The sequence below is a fragment of the Burkholderia sp. Ax-1724 genome (assembly GCF_011752995.1).
Lineage (GTDB): Bacteria > Pseudomonadota > Gammaproteobacteria > Burkholderiales > Burkholderiaceae > Paraburkholderia.
In genome coordinates, this window is record NZ_VWWL01000031.1 from 40585 (window position 1) to 58349 (window position 17765).

Sequence of the window (17765 nt, forward strand, 5' to 3'; positions counted from 1 at the left end):
GCGCCCAACACGCTCTACCGATCTGGACGGCCTCACTACTTTCTTGTCCCCTTGTCGTTGCTGACTGTGCAGACCATCGCGAGGGACGGTGGGACTTACCATAGAAATTGAACATTCTTTTAGCCAGCGCCGCCCGTGGCGACCACCTGCGCGCTACCCTCAAATTGATTTCTTAAGGCGAACCATGACGAACTATCCATACCATTACATTGACGGCGCTTGGGTGGCTCCATCCGGATCCGACAAGCGCGAAATGGTGGACCCTAACACCGGAGTCGTGTTCGCTACCGCCGCCAACGGCGGGACGGCTGAGGACGTAGATCGTGCCGTGGCCGCCGCGCGCCGCGCGTTTGAGACCTTTTCACAGACCAGCATCGCCGCCCGGGTTGCCATGATCGACCGCATCATTGCCGCCTACGAGCAGCACATGGACGAGTTCTCCGATGTTCTTGCCCGCGAAGTGGGCGTGCCGCGCTCGGCGCGCGCGCAGGTCACTGGCCCTATCGCACACATGAAGGTTGCGCGTGATCTGCTGCAGTCGTACCGATTTGAAACGCGCGTCGATGACACCATCGTTCGCCGCGAGCCCATCGGCGTTTGCGCCCTAATCTCTCCCTGGAACTGGCCGATCCAGACGCCGGTGATCAAGTTCATCTACGCGCTTGCGGCTGGCTGTACGTCGGTCATGAAAGGCTCGGATGCATCTCCACTCAGCAGCATTCTGCTGGCAGAAGTCATTGATAAGGCGGAACTGCCCCCCGGAGTCTTCAACCTGATTCTTGGGCGCGGCAGCGTGGTGGGCGAAGCGCTGTCGCGACACCCCGATGTGGACTTGGTGTCCTTTACCGGGTCGACAGGCGCCGGCATCAAGGTCGGCGAAGCAGCGGCCCGCACAATTAAGCGTGTTTCGTTGGAGCTCGGTGGCAAGTCTGCCAACATCGTACTCAAAGATGCCGATCTGGAGGCTGCCGCGCGCTGGAATATCGCGCGCTGTTTCTTCAACACTGGCCAGAGCTGCCACGCGCCCAGCCGAATGTTGGTCCACGAGGACCAGGTTGAGAGCGTGCTGCCGTACCTGGTAGACGAATGCAGCAAGTTTCGCATAGGCGATCCCCGTGACCCCGCAACGACGATGGGACCGGTGATCAATCGTGCACAGTACGAAAGCATCAGACGCCACATCCAGTCCGCCATCGACGAGGGAGCGAGGCTGGTCTGCGGTGGCCTTGAACCTCCCACCGGCTTGGACCGGGGTTTCTTCGTTCAGCCGACCGTGTTCAGTGACGTTACGGCCGACATGACCATCGCAAGAGAAGAAATTTTCGGCCCGGTCCTCGCGGTCATCCCTTATCGAACTGAGGATGAGGCGCTGAAGATCGCCAACGACTCGATCTACGGGCTGGGCGGCTACGTATTCGCGGGTGACCTTCAGCGAGGCTACGAGTTCGCCAATGGCTTGCGCGCTGGAAGAATCTGCGTTAATGGAGCCGCAACCAATTCGGTGACTCCGATGGGCGGCTATAAGCAGTCAGGCATCGGCCGTTCGATGGGCGTTTTCGGACTCGAGGAATACCTTGAGATCAAATCGGTGTATGGACTAGCTGAGAAGGCCGCGGGTTTGCCCGAACTGGCTCACTGATCTGCTGGCCGCCGACACATTGACGTGGTGTGTTCCCGATTCTGTCGAAGGTCCGGGTCGGAACGAATAGTGGTAGTTATGCCGGGAGAACGGCGCTATTAAACGAGCGCCAGTGTGTTCCAAGAAATAGCTGGCCAATGGAGGTAAACGGATGAAGGAGTATCAGCTCTGGATCAACGGGGAGTTCAAAGACCCTGCGAACGGCGAGTGGATTGACACGGCTAACCCATATACCGGTGAGACGTGGGCGAGAATTCCACGCGGCACCGCTGAAGATTCTGCGCGCGCCGTAGCAGCTGCAAAGCGGGCAATGACCGTTGGCCCATGGAGCAAGATGACCGCCACGGAGCGCGGCAAGATCATGCGTCGCATTGGCGACCTCGTCGCGCAGAACGCCAAGAACCTGTCGGAAATTGAAACCCGCGACAACGGCAAGATTCTCTCGGAAATGCAGGGGCAGTTGAGAACCATCCCTGAGTACTGGTACTACTACGGCGGACTCGCAGACAAGATTGAAGGTTCGGTCATGCCGGTCGAGAAGGCAGACGTCTTCGCATTCACCACCCATGAGCCCGTGGGGGTCGTAGCAGCATTGACTGCGTGGAATTCGCCCCTTCAATTCCTGGCGTTGAAGTGCGCCCCTGCACTGGCAGCCGGATGTGCGGTGGTCGTCAAACCGTCTGAGTTTGCATCCGCGAGTTCACTCGAGTTCGCGGCTCTCACCAAGGAGGCCGGCCTGCCCGACGGTGTGTTGAACGTCGTCACTGGCTTCGGCAGTGAGGCCGGCGCTGCACTCGTCGAGGACGAGGACGTCGCCAAGATTAGCTTCACCGGGTCGGACGTTACGGGCGCACGGATTTATGAAACTGCCGCGCGCGGAATGAAGCGCGTCGCGATGGAGTTGGGTGGCAAGTCACCGAACATCGTTTTCGAAGACGCGGATCTCGACGCTGCAGCCATTGGCGTCGTCTCAGGTATCTTCGGTGCCGCTGGTCAGATGTGCATTGCTGGGTCGAGACTTCTCGTCCAGCAGTCGATTAAGGAACGCTTCACCGAGCGACTAATCGAGCTTGCCCGTGGCGTGAAGCTCGGGGATCCGATGCAGCCAACGACCAACGTTGGTCCGATCGCTACGCCGCCACAGTATGCGAAGGTACTAGACTATATCGAAATCGCTCGAGGAGACGGTGCTCGTTGCATCCTCGGCGGAAAGCCGGCCGTTGGCCCGGGACTGACCGGTGGCCAGTTCGTTGAGCCGACTATTTTTACCGACGTAACCAACGACATGCGCATTGCCCAAGAGGAAGTCTTTGGGCCAGTGCTCTCGATTATCAGCTTTGAAGACGAGCAACACGCTGTCCAGTTGGGCAACAGCGTCATATACGGCCTGGTGGCCGGCGTATGGACGGAAAATATCGGCCGAGCGATGCGCATGACGAAGGCGCTCAAAGCAGGAACAGTCTGGGTCAATACGTACCGAGCATACAGCTTCATGATGCCATTTGGTGGGATGAAGATGTCAGGCCTCGGCCGCGAGAATGGGATCGAGGCAGTTCATGAATTTCTCGAGACAAAAAGCGTATTCCTGTCCACCTCGGCAGATCCGCCGGCGAATCCGTTTGTTCAGCGGTAGAAAAGCATGACGCCCTCAAGTTTCTCCAAGAGCACGGCGGCGCGCCGTGCTCCTGTGAACTTGAGATAACTACGTGAGGGTATCCGCGCTTGCGTCTAGGTTAGCGGCGTATTTTGCCGAGGCTTCCTCAGTCCACCTAGCAACGCCTCAACGAGGATGCGGGGAGCGTGACGACGGTCACTTTGCCTTCATCCCCAAGCCGGTAAGTCGCGCTTACCTCACGGCAGAGAAAAAACCACTCGACCCCGCTCGCTGCAGGCGGCACGATACGGGAATGCCGCATTTTGAGCGGCTGTCCGCCGAGGACAAGATCGGCAGTAAAGCAATAGTCAGGAGGAGATACATGCGTATCGGGTATATCGGGCTAGGCGCCATGGGTGGCGCGCTTGCCCGTCATCTGATCGGCAAGTTTCCGCTTAGCGTGTTCGACCTAAATCAAAAGGCTGTAGATGCCTTTGTCGAACTCGGTGCGACTGCAGTGGCAACGCCTGCAGAACTCGCTCGCAACAGCGACGTGGTGTTACTTTGTTTGCCGAGAAGCTCGGACGTCAAAGCCGTCCTCTTCGGTCCGAACGGTCTTGCAGAGGGACTTACCACCGGCAAAATTGTCGTCGACCAGACCAGTGGGGTCCCTGCCGAAACGAGAGAATTTGCCCGTCAACTCGAGGAGACTGGCGTCTCGTTGTTCGACGCCCCTGTCTCGGGTGCAATGGCCACAGCCATCGCCGGCACCATCTCAATCATTGCTTCTGGCCCGCAGGCCGCGTTCCGAAAGGTTTTGCCTGTTTTGCAGTCCATTAGCCCAAACGTCTTCCACTGCGGGGAGCGTGTGGGCAACGGCCAGACGATGAAGACCGTCAACAACATGATGAATGTCAGTTGCCGGCTCGCAACTCTAGAGGTCGTGGCGATGGGCCGCAAGTTCGGTCTTTCTCTTCAGGCCATGACAGAGGCGATTAACGCCACGACCGCGAAAAACTACACCTCCCAAGGGATGCTGCCCGCCATCGCCGAGGGGCGTCAATCGACCAAATTCTGGTTGGCGCTACAGGTAAAAGACATCCATCAGGCAATCACTCTCGCAGCCGAACAGAAAGTTCCGATGCCGATTGGAGGCGCAGCCCGTTCCATCTTGCAGATAGGGCTGAATGCGCTGGGCAAGGAGGCTCAGCTTGAGCAGATGATCGGCGTCATCGAATCGATGGCCGACACCAGGTTTGTCGACGTATCGGTGGCCGCAGAGACTGGAGAGGCAAAGTGACTACGATTGGACTGGCAGGAAGCGGGGAAATCGCCGGGTTCGTGCTTCGCCAACTGGCGAGCAAATACACCGTTCGCGTTCTCAGGTTAGGTGATGGATTACTTCATTGCGAACGATCCGAGAAGGTGGCGGATGTGTCCAGTCTCACCAAGGGCGTGGATATCGTCGTGCTGTGCACTGATTCGGATACGGCCCGGCATGCACTGCTTCAACGCACGAATTGGCTAAGTACAAATTCCGCGAAAAATCAAATCGTTGTAGACATGAGCCAAGGCGATCCGGACGAAACGCGATTGTTCGCCAGAGATTTGAGCGAATTCGGAATCACGTTTGTCGACGCCCCCCTTCACACCGAGAATACCGAAGCAATCGAGGAGGCATCGGCCATCTTCTTCGGAGGTGCAGAAGCCGCTCTCGAATCAGTACGCGAGGTTCTGTCGACCATCTGCCCGAAAATCATTCACTCCGGCGATGTCGGCACTGGTCACGCCATGCGGTTGGTCGTCTCCGCAATTGCTGCCTGCAATCGTCTCATCACCTATGAATGCGCCTCGATGGGTGCAAGAAACGGGCTTGCGATGGGTGATATGGCGACGGTGCTAAACAAGAGTTCCGGTTACAACAGCGCGTCCGCGCGCGTGCTTCCTGCCTTGGCAGTTAATGAACGAACAGCCGATGTGACGCTTGGTATGTGGGCGAACGACCTGAGAAAAGCATCAGCTCTTGGAATGCGTTACGGCGCACCGATGCTCATTGCTACTATGGCTCGCTCAACGCTGGACGCCGCTTCGAATCGACTCGGGGAGTCGAGCAGTATCGACAGACTAGCTGAGATTTGGGAAGTCGATTCAGGTCTTCCTGCCCCGGGTGCAGGCTGAGCGGGTGGTTCCGATCGCCTGATTTTCGTGAGGCACGGCCGCGCGTGGGACTAACGACTCATGCAATCGCGTCGAACGTAGCGTGAGTTTGTCAATGGACATGTGAACTCACTTGCCCTACCGACGCGCGGCGGAGTGCTACTGAGGGCGAGTCCTGATAAAACCAGCGATACATGAGTTAGAACTATTACCGTTCATGTGACGCTGGAGATGAACGAACGCAGTTGTGGCAATTTCTGTATCACATGCCGAAGGCGCTTTCGCGCAGTCTGCCTTCACGGGAACACAGCTCTTTTTGTGAACGACGGGATTCAAGCTCAAGGCGCTTGGGTAAGCGCCGACTCGTCCAAACGGTGTAAGAGACAAGCGTCTATAAGCGAAGATTGCGTTCAGCCCCGCTCAGGTTGGCGAGGGTGGCCGCGTGAGCACGATATTTACCCAAGCATTCGAAACCTCAGGGGAGTGAAGTAATGGCGAACGCACTGCTTGGCTGCATTGCCGACGATTTCACCGGCGCGACCGACCTCGCCAATATGCTCGTGCGGGGCGGCATGCGCACAGTACAGACCATAGGGGTTCCAGCCGCCGGAACGCGTATTGAAGCCGACGCGATCGTCGTCGCGCTGAAGTCTCGCACGATTTCTGCCGTGGAAGCGGTTCATCAATCGCTTGAGGCTCTCGACTGGCTCCGCACGCAAGGCTGTCGCCAGTATTACTTCAAGTATTGCTCCACGTTTGATTCCACTGACAGGGGCAATATCGGTCCTGTCGCGGATGCCCTGCTGGACGCACTTGGCGAGAACTTCACAATCGCCTGTCCCGCATTTCCGGAAAATGGTCGAACCATATATCGCGGCAACCTGTTCGTCGGAGAAGTATTGTTGAGTGAGTCTGGGATGGAAAATCATCCGCTCACGCCAATGACCGACCCCAATCTCGTACGCGTTTTGCAACGCCAGACTAAGTCGAAGGTTGGACTGATACGCTACGACATAATCGCGAAAGGGGTGGAATCGATCCGCGCATACATCGACGAGTTGAAAGAAGATGGCGTTCGGCTTGCCATCGCCGACGCCGTGTGCGACGCCGACCTCTATACCCTCGGCAAAGCGTGCCGAGATCTCGCTCTGGTCACCGGAGGCTCGGGCATTGCGCTCGGCCTGCCTCAAAATTTCCACTCAGCCGATTTGCTCGTCTATTCCGGGGACGCCGCCGATCTGCCAAAAATCGAAGGGGAGGCAGTTGTTCTGGCCGGCAGTGCATCTAAGGCCACCAACGCACAAGTCGCAGCATGGCGCACCTCAAAGCCGAGCTTCCGCATCGATCCGATAGCGATTTCGCGTGGCGATGACGTGGTTAACAGTGCCGTGGCGTTTGCGCAGAGCCATCTAGTAAAGAGCGAGCCAGTGCTGATTTACGCTACTTCATCGCCAGAGGATGTCAAGGCCGTACAGAAGGAACTGGGCGTCGAAAAGGCTGGGCTCCTTGTCGAGGAGGCGCTAGCGACAATCGCGCGGCGGTTGCGCGATATCGGCGTGCGCAAGTTCGTCGTTGCCGGAGGTGAAACATCCGGCGCTGTGGTGCAAGCCCTCAACGTTCGCACGCTCCGTATCGGGCCCCAGATCGACCCTGGTGTACCTGCGACACAATCCGTCAGCGCACATGATAAGGCACCGCTCGCGCTCGCACTCAAGTCCGGCAATTTTGGAACAAACGATTTCTTCACGAAGGCACTGAAGGCACTGTAATGGCATCAATTTCAGCTAATGAGAGCAGCATCCGTGATGAAATCTGCACCATCGGTCAAAGCCTCTACGAGCGCCGATATACGGTGGGGAGTGCGGGCAATATTAGCGCGCGCCTCGAGGACGGTTGGCTCATCACGCCGACCGATGCGTGTCTCGGACGCCTCGATCCCCACGACATCGCCAAGGTCGACCTACAAGGCAATCATGTTTCAGGCGGACGACCTTCAAAGACGTTGGCTCTCCATCGCCGGATCTACGAGAACAACAAGGAAGCACGCGGGATAGTGCATACACATTCGACGCATCTTGTCGCGCTGACGCTCGCGGGTGTGTGGAGGAACGACGATATTCTTCCGCCGATCACCCCTTACTACGTGATGAAGGTCGGCCACGTGCCACTAGTCCGCTACCGCCGTCCCGGCGACCCTGCCGTTGCAGAGGAAGTCGCTAAAATCGCCTCGAAAGTGCGTGCGGTCTTGCTCGAGCGACTCGGGCCAGTGGTTTGGGGAAAGTCCGTGTCACAGGCGAGCTACGCGCTGGAGGAACTGGAAGAGACAGCAGACCTTTATCTTTCGACGATGCCGCGTCCTGAACCACTACCAGAATCGGCCATCGAAGAATTGCGGACGACGTTTAGCGCGCGTTGGTAAGCACCGGACCAAGATTTCAATCAGGAGACGAGGCATATGCCAAGATTCGCAGCCAACCTGACGATGATGTACAACGAATACACATTCCTGGACCGGTTCGCGGCCGCAGCCAAAGACGGCTTCAAGGCGGTCGAATTTCTGTTCCCGTATGAGTTCCCTGCTGCCGAGATCAAGGCACGCCTGACGGGGAATGGACTGACGCAAGCGCTCTTCAACGCGCCACCTGGCAACTGGGAGAGGGGCGAACGCGGCATCGCGTCATTGCCAGGTCGCGAGGACGAGTTCAAGCGAAGCATTCAGCAGGCGCTCCAATATGCGGCCGTTCTAGGCAATACGAAACTTCACGTAATGGCCGGTCTCATTGCCGCCGGCGAGCCGCGCGACAGACACCGCGCGGTATACCTGAAGAACCTCGAGTACGCGGCGCAAGAGGCACTGTCGCACGGCATCACAATTGTGATAGAGCCCATTAATACCCGCGACATCCCCGGATTCTTCCTGAATCGCCAAGACGATGCTCAAGCCATATGCCGCGACATCGGCGCACCGAATCTACAGGTGCAGTTCGATATTTACCACTGCCAGATCGTCGAAGGCGATATCTCGGTGAAGCTCAAGCGTGACATGGTGCGTCCGAATGCAGGCATTGGCCATATTCAGATTGCAGGTGTGCCGGAACGACACGAACCAAATCTCGGTGAACTGAACTATCCACACTTGTTCGAACTGATTGACTCGCTTGAGTACAATGGATGGATTGGGTGCGAATATCGGCCCAAAAACGGTACGTCTGAAGGTCTTAACTGGCTCAAATCGTACCTTTGAGAGCAGTAAAGTCATAGCAAAGCCCGCTTCGACTTACCGCATTCCTTTCCGCTCGACATCACACCAAGCCCTAAAATCAACCGCTCGGAGCAGGCATCAGAGAAGCCGGTGTGGTCATGTGGCACTGGACGCTCGAAAGAAAATATCCGGGAAGTTTCGCCCCTTTCGCCCTAGCCGACTCACGTTGTGACAAATGCCATGCCCGATGTTCGGGTGCGCAGAGTGTTCACGTGTCGTGAGCCGATTATTAACGCAAATACAGAGCTGACTACGCGTCACTCAAAGCCAATCATCGCTTTAACTTCAAGGTACTCTTCGAGGCCGAAAACACCCATCTCGCGACCATTCCCAGAACGCTTATATCCACCCATCGGCGCCTCAGTATTGCTTACCGCACCGTTGAGGAAGACGCGGCCCGCACGCAATTGACGGCCCACTGACACGCCTCTCTCACGATTCGTCGTGAAGACGTAGCCACCCAAACCGTATGGCGTCCCGTTTGCGATCTGAATGGCCTCTTCTTCCGTGGAGTAAGGAATCACCGCGAGCACGGGGCCGAATATCTCTTCTTGTGAGATACGCATCTCCGGCTTCACATTCGCAAAAATCGTCGGCTTCACGAAGTAGCCACGTTCAAGTCCTTCCGGGCGACCAACGCCACCTAAGCGGACGGCTGCACCTTCCTCGATGCCGATTTTGATGTATTCCTGCACCCGGTCGAATTGCAATTTATTCACAACAGGCCCCATACTCACTTGTGGGTCCAGCGGATTGCCGACCTTGACCGCTTTCGCTTCACTTTCAAGCAAGTCCAGCAGTTCATCCATCTGACTTTCATGAACCAAAATTCGGGAAGGCGCGTGGCACGATTGCCCAGTGTTCGATAAGGCACGAGTCACGTTCCACTTCGCGGCTGCCCGCAGGTCTGCATCGTCAAGAATGACGTTCGCTGACTTGCCGCCAAGTTCCTGAGCGACGCGCTTTACCGACGGAGCAGCCGCCTCTGCAATCAAGACGCCGGCCCTAGTCGAACCCGTAAACGACACCATATCGATGTCCATGTGCTTGCTGATGGCGTTACCGACGACCGGTCCATCACCGAGCACCAGATTGAAGACGCCCCTCGGTACGCCCGCTTCGTGGAGCACCTCGGTGAGGTGGATTGCGCTGAGTGGGGTGAACTCGCTCGGCTTCAGGACCACCGTGCATCCGACAGCGAGTGCATACGCGAGCTTCGTGACGAGCAGCTGAAGTGGCCAGTTCCAGGCGGTGATCAGGCCGCAAACGCCAATCGGCTCGCGACGAACCGTGTTGGGGCCGAGATGATATTCGAACTCGTAATCTTTGAGGCTAACCAATGCCTGCTTGAACGACGCGAGCGCTGCGGGCGCATGAATCTTTTGCGAGACCGGCGTACCGAGCTCGAGCGTCACTACTTCTGCCAGATCTTGTTCGCGGCGAATGAAGCAGTCGATAATTGCTTCAAGCAAGTCAACCCGCTCAGCCCTCGATGTATTGCTATACGACGGGAATGCATCCCGCGCAGCCTTGACGGCCACGTCAACGTCCTCAGCCCCTGCCAGCGCGACAGTTGCCAACGGCTCCTCGGTAGCCGGGTTGACCAGCGTCCATACCTTACTGATGAGTGGAGAGACCCACTCTCCGTTGATGTAGCACTTTTCGTACGACCGCATATAAGTCTCCTGTTAATTCAATCGGCCAATGTTCCTCCCTACGTACATATTGGACCGGAAGAAAGCCTGCTCTATGAGGCGTATCTGGTTAGACGTCGCCTTTAATGTCCGTCCTTCATTGCCACAAGGTCCACAATCTGCTGAAACGGTTACCTCCGCAGCGCGTTCTTGCTTACCCGCCGGGTAGGTAAGTATTCGTTATCGACCATCCCAACAGGTATGTTGGTAGCACGCGGGGCCGGAGAAGCAATAGCGATTTCACCACGGAGCGCACACTGTGCCGTCCCGTAGCATCGGGATCGTCATATCGCGTGCCTAGCCCTGCAGACTCATCGCCGGTCGCTTGCCCTCTGGGGGGAAAACACACCAACTTCCATCGCGGTGGCGAAAGAAAATAAACGCTACCTCAGGATTCGAAACACCTTCCACACGCACGAATCTAAATTGGTCATCGCGACTGTGGTTAAAGTGGGTAACTCGTACGCCGTCGGTCGCCCCGATCCACCTCTCGACAAGGGCTCGCAACGATCTTCCCGAAACGCTCACCGATCTACCCCCGCTTCCATGAGTTAGGACCGCCTAAGCACCCGCAATTCCATCGACAATCCGGAATCCTCGCCGCGAGCTTTCTCCAGCGGGCAAACCTGGGCTGGTCCATCAATCCCGGCCATGCGGTCATCGAGACGATGAAGGCCACATGCGATGGCAGCGACGATGATAGAAGTTTGAAATCGCACCAGCGTAGGGTCAAGTCAGCTATTATGGTGCATTGGTAAGCGGCGCTAACCGGCGCGACGATTCAGCGAAAATGCGCTGCAACAAGCGATAAACCGCACAGGTTAAGACTTGGTTCTAGCAGCTATTGGAAAGGAGACACAAGAAAGATGGAGCTTCGACACCTTCGTTACTTCATAGCTGCGGCGGAGGAAGAGCATTTCGGGCGCGCAGCCGTACGCCTGCACATTACCCGACCTGCCGTTTCGCAAATAATCGCGGATCTCGAAGGGGAACTAGGGACGCCGCTGTTCGAACGGCTCGCACATACCGTTAAGCTGACCGCAGCTGGGCGCACGCTATTGCCTCAGCTCGTGCGGATGATGGACGATCTGAATGAGGCTATAGCCATCACAAAGCGTGTAGGACACGGTATGACAGGGACGCTAAGAATAGGGTATGGGTCTCTTACCTTGATGCACTCGCTATTCAAGGCGGCAGTGAAACTCTTTCGCGCGACCTATCCAGAAATCAATCTATCCTTGGTGGAAGTGTCGACCTCTCAACAACCGAAGGCTCTTGCGGAAGGAAAAATTGACGCCGGCTTCATGCATCTGGGACCAAATCCGCATCCTGGAAAGCGGCGTACCGAGATCAACATGGAGCGTGAAGGCATCGTTCTGGATTCCATATGCATTCAAACGGGCAGTATTGGCGTAGCGGTTCCAAACGACCACCGATTTGCGCGCCGAAAGTCACTCACGCTCGAGGATCTTGCCGACGAACCGCTTGTGGTAGATCCGAAGTCGAGTAGCAGTCTCAGTTATGGGCAGCTTTATGCTTTCTGTCAGGCCGCTGGATTTGAGCCGAATATTGTGCAGGAGGTCAGCACGATTGCGTCTCAGCTTAACCTGATCTCCGTTGGCATGGGTATCGGACTAGCGGTCATGGGAAAGAATTTCCACTATCCTAGCGACGTGACGGTCATTCCGCTGATGAACCTCAATTATTCGACAAGATTTATATTCGGATGGGTTCACCGGCAGAATGACCCAGTCCTCGACAAGATGATTGAGATCGTGAAAAATCTGTCGAAGTAGTACGGCGCGCGGCCTCCTGCCGTCGCTCGACGCCAGGAGGCCGCAGGATTTAGCCGAGACGCCAAGACGAGTTAGTGCTTTAACACTCCCGGGTTCACCATGTTCGCGGTCAAGCCACCATCCAACGCGCTGATGAGGTTCTCTGCCGCATTCTTGTTCATTGCCTGGCGAGTCTCGTGGGTTGCGGATCCAATGTGGGGTAGCGTCACGACGTTGTCCAGCTTCAGCAACGGCGACTCTGCCGAGAGTGGCTCCTCCCAATATACGTCGAGACCAGCGCCCGCGATGGTGCCATCTTTCAACGCCTCAATGAGTGCTGGCTCATCGACGATCGGACCGCGTGAAGCATTGATGAGAAACGCGGTCCGTTTCATCGCTTTCAGTTGTGGCGTGCTGATTAAATTGCGTGTTTCCGGAGTCAACGGCGCTTGCACCAGAACGAAATCCGAAGATTTCAGGAGTTCGTCCAAGTCGACCTTCTTCGCACCATACTCGCGTTCGGCGAGCGCGTTGGTGGCTTGATCGACGTACAAAACGTTCATCTCAAAACCCAATGCGGCACGTCGGGCAACCGAGGTTCCGATACGACCCAGTCCAATGATGCCCAGTGTCTTGTGGTGAACATCTACCCCGAACCGATCTTCAGCGATTTTCTTCGTCCAGTTACCGGCCTTCACATACGACACTAGTTCGGCCATACGTCGTCCCGTAAGCAAGACCAGCGAGAACGCAGTATCGGCAGTGGACTCGGTGAGAACGTCCGGTGTATTCGTTAGCAGAATTCCACGCTGATTCAGATAGTCGACGTCGAAAGCATCAAAGCCGACCGAAACAGTGGAAAGCACCTTAAGACGGGCTGCGCCATCCAGCGTTTCAGCATTCATTTTCACGCCGGTTCCAATTGCCCCGTCAGCATCTTTAAGCGCTTCAATCAGCGCGCCAGGTTGCTTCGGATCGACAATCGTCACCTCTGCGTGAGAACGCAGGTATTGAATCGTTTCTTCGGGCAATGGCTTGTAGACTACAATCTTTTTCATTCAGAAAATCCTTAAGGTATGTGGCGGCGTTCCAAGTCGGTCAGCTAACAGACAGAAATGCCAGTCCTCGTTGGCCGACTCGTGATCGCCTCAGCTGAAAGCGCAGCTGGAACTAGTGGCAAGCCCGCCGATCGCCAGTTCCAGTCTCACCACGCTCGCAAGGGAACCTTGCTCAGAGGTCTCGCATCACCGCTGCCTTAGCACTCGCAGCGCTGAGCAGGAACGAAATGTCCGTTCCTGCAGAGACGTAGCGCGCGCCCATTTCAACGAATTGAGCAACAAGTTTCGGATGCGAATTGAGCCCACCAACCCCTAGGTGCTTCCCGTGCTTCCGGCAAGCAGTCATGCCCTTCGAGTAGGCATCGCGAATCATCTCGTGCTCGAACTGACCTGGGATGCCCAGCGACGCGCAAAGGTCATTCGTACCGATGAACAGCAAATCAACACCGTCAATCGCGGCAATTTCATCGATTGCGGCAAGCGCCTCTTTGGTCTCGATCATGATGACGACCATTGTTGCGTCATTCACGGCTTCGCCGACCTCAGAGCTTGGAAGCGAACGAAAGCCCATATGCGGCAGCACTCCGCCATGTGAGCGTTCACCCAGCGGCGGGAACTTTGCCGCGCGGACGACCTGCCTGGCCTGCTCAGCCGACTCCACATGCGGCGCAATCACGCCGAGCGCACCACCATCCAGAATCCGTGCGATGACGTCTGGAGATAGATTCGGCAATCGAACGAACGGAGCAATGCCAGCGTTCATGGCCGTCATGCAGATTTGAGCGGCGGACTCAATCGACAGCGTGCTGTGTTCCAAGTCAATATAGAACGTATCAAAGCCAGCTGTTTTCGCGATCGTCACGATCTCCGCTGTCCTTACCAGGCGAACGGTCATGGAAAGCGCAACCTCATCGCGTGCGAGCTTTTCCTTGACGACGTTCCGAACCAAGTCCCGCGCGGCTACTTTCATTTTGTCCCCTCAATTTCAAACGCAAAACAATTCGGCTACCAGCCGACCGGCGCGGACTGAACAGTACTTGAACTTGCATCAATGGCCCGTCGCTCTGTCGCATTTACACTGCGCTCGGGACATCTAATACATTCCGGGAGCCTCAGACCCTCACGAGCATGGACGCGTGTCCAACCCGATGCCAATCGACTGCCTACTAAAAACTTCCGATACCTTCTTCTAACGAACGTTGCCGAGAGCACGTTTCATAGCAGCAACCCCGCTACGAGGACTGGACAGCACCGGAACACGAACTCCTTCCAACTGCGGCACGAGTCGCGCCATCGAAACTTGCGCCAACACCACCACATCGACTTGCTCCGCCAAGGCCACAATAGTGTTCTTCACGATCTCGTCGTGCAACGCGGCGTTACCGCTGAGCAAAGCCTCAAAGGCACCTTCAGCAATTCGCTCGGTGACGTCAATAGTCCGGGAAAGTTCCGCCGCCTTCTTCTTGATCAGGCGAACGGTGGGTTCAAGCGTAGTTGACACTGTCGCGACCACCCCGATCCGACGACCGATGGAGCTCGCCTCTTCTGCCATCGCTTCATCAATCTTCACGATGGGTGTGCTGACGAAGTTACGCACCGAATCAACGGCTTCGCCCACGGACGAACAGGCGTTCAGGATGATGTCCACATGCATCGCTTGCGCATTGGCCATGTAGGAGTGGATTCGGCTAGCGACCTCCTGCGTCAGATGACCGGCTGCACGAACGTCATTGAGCAGGCTGTCGTCCATGATGTTGATAACACGCGCCTCAGGGATTTGCTCGCTGATTTGCTCCTTAATCGGCTGGACCGTAACAGGTCCAGTGTGAACCACGACGATGGTAGTCATAACTTGATCTGACTTCGCAATATAGTGAGTATGGGAACAGGACTAGCTCTGCAGGCGGCACGGTCTAGCCGCACCACTAGCCCGAGTCAAAACGTTGGGAGCACCAAGCGGAACAGCTCCGTCTCCTCGACTGCCTTAAGCGCCACGGGGCCCTCGTTGGCCTCGAATTCGAACGCCGTGTGGAGGCCATATTCCTTACCCTCCAACCCGACCTTACCCTTGCTCAGGAATAGAAGTTCGGTCGACGACTGCATACCGGCCGCGAATGTCGCACCGGCTTCGATTTTTACGAATCCAATCCGCGTGTTTCGTTCCGTGAACGAACCAAGCCATTTCAAAAATACGCCCTTCGTTTCTTCTGGAACCCACTGGTAATTCGCCGGATTCATGAGTACGAGGTCCTCATAGCGTGGCTTCGCGTACTCAAGCTTTCGGCGCTTCACTTCTTCAAAACAGGCCTCAAAGCTATCCTGATTGTGCTTCTTGCCCGACTCGTCGTACCACGTGAAAATGCCGTCCTTGAACTCGCCCTTGCTCCTCAATGCCTGGTTAGCCGCTTCGCGCTCTTCCACGCTTACGAAGCCGTAGCCCGCCGCCCCTCCGAACTGGCAAACCATCATTTCAAGACCTTCTGGGCGGTCTTGGGGCCCGTAGTACACGCTCTCAGGGAAGTACCCGACCCAACCTTCTGGCAAGCTCTTTCCCTTCCCATAGGGAAAATTGCCCTTGATCACGTACCGGACCTGGTCAAAATTGTGGCGGTGACTTGGTGCAGTCCAGCCACCGGCGCCCGTACGCCCCACGTTAATGAGGTAATTGTTTGGAGAACCGGGCTTTCCCTGCAGCAAAAACTTTTGCTCGAGAACACCTTCCCGCATGTTGCTACCAATCCGGCCGTAATCTGTTGTCGAGGCCTCTGAAACTCGCATATGACCCTCCTTATGGTCTAAATCTGGCCGCATTCATGCGGCTAATCCCCGCGACGCATTTTGAATGCTTCCGAAGTTTCAATCACTTCGTCGTCCTACGATTTGCGCCAAAATTTATTACTGATTTTTTAAGTGATCCATGCTCGCCTACAGCTCAATCCCGCTCTCTTGACGGCGATCAGTCATAACGCCATCCCGTATGGAACGCAGTCGCTTTCACGAAGGTTCCCCTTTCACCGAACAGTCGAAAACCTTTTCAACCAAGCACACGAATCACATCGGTGGCGTCACTGGCACTTTCCAGCGTACACACCAGTTCTCGAGCCTTATCGATGCCAGTCTTCGAAGGCGGGACTGCGGCGACTGAAGCGCAACTCACGAATTTTTCCGTAAGCTGCTCCCAGCTAAGAGGTGCTTCTGCACTACCGGGGATATTGTCCCCAAGTCGCTCGAAAACCCGGCCATCTCGCGTCACAATCTCAATTCGTCCATCGGGCAGCTTGAACGTCCAATTCTGGTTGGGATCCTGTACCGGCACGACCTTCGCTGCCATCGCCAGTACTTCGGGATCCTTTATTGCTGCTTCACTGAAATCGGCGATGTTCATCCTTCCTTTACTCGCTGCGACACCAACAATGAAAGGCAGGCTCATCTTTGCGTCCACGAGCGTGTTCGGGGCACGCCGCACTTCCAGGGGCGTACACATGGTGTTTGTGAAATCACCGACAAAGGTCCGGATCGTTTCGATATCCTTCGCGGCAATTCCCTTTTCCTTCATCAATTCGATGGTCGCGTGGATATACGTGTGCGAGTTTCCAACCGCAGGCCATGCCTTGTAGAGTGTGGTTCCCCCGAGGAACCGCTCGCCCAACCCATCGAGCATCTTTTCACGGTCATACTTTCCGCCAAAGTAGACGTTGAAAATCCCTGCTTTTCCTTCGAATAGCGTCTTGATCCCGGTTATGCCCTTTTGTGCGAGAAGGGCTGCGATCACAGCTCCCTTCGCGGTAAAACCAGCATACATCCCACGCAGATCACTGCCAGTTGCGAAGATGACTTCCATCGTTCCACAGGACTGCTGGCTGGCAATGCCTAATGCGTGACCAGTCTGCTCAGCGGACAGTCCAAGGACGTAGGCGGCAGATGCCGTAGCGGAAAATGCGCCAACCATCGACGACAGGTTCCAGTTTTGATTCCAGCCAACATTGCAACGCAGCCGTGCGAAAAGGTCTTGACCGATCGCTACCGCTGTAATCAGTCTCTTTCCCGAAACACCTCCCATGCGCTCCGCGATCGCAAAGACGGACGGAACAACGGAACTAGCTGCATGCGCACCCCACGGCGTTTGGTCGTCGAAGTCCAGGCAATGCGCCATGGAACCGTTCGCGAAAGCAGCGGAAATTGCAGGCAACTTACCGCCAAAACCGAGGACCGTACTTTCTGCACTCCCTCCGCCCTGTTGCAGGAGTTCAACCAACGCCCTCACCGCTGGCTCCATACCGCTGGCAGCCAATGTCACGCCCAACGTATCGAGTATGGTCTTCTTCGCGCCCTCGATAGCGTCTGCAGACAGGTCTTCGTAGCGAGTATTGGCTAGAGAATTAGCGAAGTGATGACAAAGATCCAAGTCGTCGTTCATGGAGAGATTGCTCAGATAATCCGTACTATGAATGTGCTCACGGCTCTGCGTGCCACCGTAAGCTGGGCCTTCGCTCACATGTCTGAGAGTCTCCAGTAGCGCCGAGACAAATCGCCACTCGTCGCCACTGTGAATAGCCCTACTTTCTATCTACATCTTTATCGCGCTA

14 protein-coding genes are annotated in these 17765 nt (G+C 56.2%); 8 read left to right on the plus strand and 6 right to left on the minus strand.

Translation table 11 applies throughout. From position 1 onward, the window contains the following. The first annotated feature begins 184 nt into the window (after positions 1–184). The 7 genes from F3J19_RS28960 to otnI all read left to right on the plus strand — a co-directional run bounded on the left by F3J19_RS28960 (position 185) and on the right by otnI (position 8634). A complete protein-coding gene (locus F3J19_RS28960; protein WP_167049325.1) occupies positions 185–1639 on the plus strand; it encodes an aldehyde dehydrogenase family protein in 1455 nt (484 codons plus the stop codon). A 151-nt stretch (positions 1640–1790) separates the two neighbouring features. After that, entirely contained in the window at positions 1791–3272 is a 1482-nt protein-coding gene (locus F3J19_RS28965) for an aldehyde dehydrogenase (protein WP_167049327.1), read from the plus strand. Between the two features lie 274 nt (positions 3273–3546). Further along, entirely contained in the window at positions 3547–4533 is a 987-nt protein-coding gene (locus tag F3J19_RS28970; RefSeq protein ID WP_240159328.1) for an NAD(P)-dependent oxidoreductase, read from the plus strand. Next, positions 4530–5411 carry an NAD-binding protein gene (locus tag F3J19_RS28975; RefSeq protein WP_167049329.1) on the plus strand — a complete coding sequence of 294 codons (882 nt, stop codon included), beginning with the start codon at positions 4530–4532 and terminating at the stop codon, positions 5409–5411. The genes F3J19_RS28970 and F3J19_RS28975 overlap by 4 nt, the downstream gene beginning before the upstream one ends. Before the next feature lie 470 nt (positions 5412–5881). Then, positions 5882–7159, plus strand: a complete 1278-nt coding sequence (gene otnK / locus F3J19_RS28980; protein WP_167049331.1) for a 3-oxo-tetronate kinase — start codon at positions 5882–5884, stop codon at positions 7157–7159. Then, positions 7159–7809, plus strand: coding sequence for an aldolase (locus F3J19_RS28985; protein WP_205193337.1), 651 nt, complete (start codon positions 7159–7161; stop codon positions 7807–7809). The genes otnK and F3J19_RS28985 overlap by 1 nt, the downstream gene beginning before the upstream one ends. 36 nt (positions 7810–7845) lie before the next feature. Further along, entirely contained in the window at positions 7846–8634 is a 789-nt protein-coding gene (otnI, locus tag F3J19_RS28990; RefSeq protein WP_167049333.1) for a 2-oxo-tetronate isomerase, read from the plus strand. A 275-nt stretch (positions 8635–8909) separates the two neighbouring features. On the opposite strand, the gene F3J19_RS28995 is transcribed toward otnI, so the two are convergent. After that, a complete protein-coding gene (locus tag F3J19_RS28995) occupies positions 8910–10328 on the minus strand; it encodes an aldehyde dehydrogenase family protein (RefSeq protein ID WP_167049335.1) in 1419 nt (472 codons plus the stop codon). An 884-nt stretch (positions 10329–11212) separates the two neighbouring features. On the opposite strand from F3J19_RS28995, the gene F3J19_RS29000 reads away from it, so the two are divergent. After that, positions 11213–12142, plus strand: a complete 930-nt coding sequence (locus F3J19_RS29000) for a LysR substrate-binding domain-containing protein (protein WP_167049337.1) — start codon at positions 11213–11215, stop codon at positions 12140–12142. A 71-nt stretch (positions 12143–12213) separates the two neighbouring features. Here F3J19_RS29000 and F3J19_RS29005 read toward each other — a convergent pair whose 3' ends face one another. The 5 genes from F3J19_RS29005 to F3J19_RS29025 all read right to left on the minus strand — a co-directional run bounded on the left by F3J19_RS29005 (position 12214) and on the right by F3J19_RS29025 (position 17596). Beyond that, positions 12214–13179, minus strand: coding sequence for a D-glycerate dehydrogenase (locus F3J19_RS29005; protein WP_167049339.1), 966 nt, complete (start codon positions 13177–13179; stop codon positions 12214–12216). 172 nt (positions 13180–13351) lie between these two features. After that, entirely contained in the window at positions 13352–14149 is a 798-nt protein-coding gene (locus tag F3J19_RS29010) for an aldolase/citrate lyase family protein (protein ID WP_167049341.1), read from the minus strand. A 219-nt stretch (positions 14150–14368) separates the two neighbouring features. Beyond that, positions 14369–15028, minus strand: a complete 660-nt coding sequence (locus tag F3J19_RS29015; protein ID WP_167049343.1) for an aspartate/glutamate racemase family protein — start codon at positions 15026–15028, stop codon at positions 14369–14371. 86 nt (positions 15029–15114) lie between these two features. Then, positions 15115–15957: a hypothetical protein gene (locus tag F3J19_RS29020; RefSeq protein ID WP_167049344.1), complete on the minus strand. Its 843-nt coding sequence runs from the start codon at positions 15955–15957 to the stop codon at positions 15115–15117. Positions 15958–16213: 256 nt separating this feature from the next. Then, positions 16214–17596 carry an MmgE/PrpD family protein gene (locus F3J19_RS29025; RefSeq protein WP_167049346.1) on the minus strand — a complete coding sequence of 461 codons (1383 nt, stop codon included), beginning with the start codon at positions 17594–17596 and terminating at the stop codon, positions 16214–16216. Between the last annotated feature and the right edge of the window lie 169 nt (positions 17597–17765).